The organism is Methylobacterium sp. CCH5-D2, from assembly GCF_001556475.1.
GTDB classification, from domain to species: Bacteria; Pseudomonadota; Alphaproteobacteria; order Rhizobiales; family Beijerinckiaceae; genus Methylobacterium; species Methylobacterium hispanicum.
This window is the reverse complement of the sequence record NZ_LSIX01000238.1, coordinates 1-1,279: the sequence shown is the minus strand read 5'-3', so window position 1 is coordinate 1,279 and position 1,279 is coordinate 1. Positions and strand designations below refer to the sequence as shown.

The 1,279-nt window shown below is 76.1% G+C and carries 1 protein-coding gene and 1 pseudogene; both read right to left on the bottom strand.

Annotated features, from left to right (window positions below):
- Window positions 1–470 (bottom strand): annotated as a pseudogene (locus AX737_RS06295) (trifunctional transcriptional regulator/proline dehydrogenase/L-glutamate gamma-semialdehyde dehydrogenase); the annotation flags it as partial.
- A gap of 180 nt (window positions 471–650) precedes the next feature.
- Window positions 651–1,133 (bottom strand): DUF882 domain-containing protein, encoded by a 483-nt coding sequence (locus AX737_RS06290; RefSeq protein ID WP_066919913.1) that lies wholly within the window; start codon window positions 1,131–1,133, stop codon window positions 651–653.
- Between the last annotated feature and the right edge of the window lie 146 nt (window positions 1,134–1,279).

The window sequence follows — 1,279 nt, the reverse complement described above, 5'->3', positions numbered from 1 at the left end:
GGCCCGAGCCCCTCCGGCGCGTCGGGCGCCAGGATGGCGCCCGCCACCACGAGCCCCCAGGTCGCCGCGCCCGCGAAGAGCGAGGCGGGATGGGCGAGATGGGCCTGCCAGTCGCCGCCGCCGACCTTGTCGCGGATCAGCGCGTCCCGGGTCGCCGCGTCGGGGATGCGCAGCAGCGCCTCGGCGAGGCACATCAGCGCGACGCCCTCGCGGGTCGAGAGGTCGTATTCCCGCATCAGGCTCTCGACCGGGCCGCGCTGCCCCCGCGCACGCAGCGCCTCGACGAGGCGGCGGGCGAGCGGCCCGGCCACGGCTTCCTCGGCCGGGGTCGGGGCGGCCTCGGCGAGGAGCGGCAGCAGGCATTCGGGCTCGGATCGACGGCCGGCGGCGCGGATGCGGGCCCGCAGCGGGTCGCCCGGGGCCGGTGGCCCGGCGAGGTCGGCGAAGGGCGAACCTGCGATCTCGGTCATCGTCCGGCGGCCTCCTCGCGCCGGAGCTTACCACCCGCCGCAGGCGGAGCCAGGGGCCGCCGCCTCGATCGGTGCGGCTTCCCCCGCGCGCAGGGAGGAGGATATCCCTCGGCATCCCGAAAAATACCCCGGACTGCGGATCAGACGGCTTCCGGGCGCATGGTTCGGCCGAAGACCGTATCAGACGGAGCCCGACCGGGACGACCCGCGCCGAACCGCGTAGCGCGCGTAGCCGCGATGCGCCCGGGCGACGCGGTGGCGGGCGCTCCCGTGCCAGGCGAGCCGGCGCGGGCCCGTATCGGCGTGGATGAGGCCGCCCGGATAGGAGCCGATGCCGCCGACCTCGGGCATGCCGCGCAAAGCCGCGAGCGTGCGGGCGACGGAGGCTGCGCGGGGCCGGAAGTCGACCGCCGCGCCGCGATAGTGCTGCGAGTTGTGGGCGTGGCGCCCGCCGCAGGTCGAGGTGATCTGGATCGGTCCGACGCGGGCGGTCAGCCGGGCGATCATCGCGCGGGTGCGGGGCTGCAGGCAGCCGAGGCCGCGGACCTGGGGTTGGAAGGAGACGTAGCTCGTGGCGGGTCGGGCGTGAATTGGTCGGGCTTGGGCGGCCGTCGAGAGGCCCGAGAGGGCGGCGAGGCAGGCGAGCGCGATCCGGATCCGCATCCAGTCATCCCTTGGTTGTTGGAGAAGGCGGGCGGGTTAGGGGAAGCCTCCGGCGGGGTCAACCGGAGCGGGCACACGCCCCGGTTGCAGGCCCGCGCCCTTGATCCGGCGGCCGGGGGCTGGCCTGATGCCCGCCGGTGGGCGGG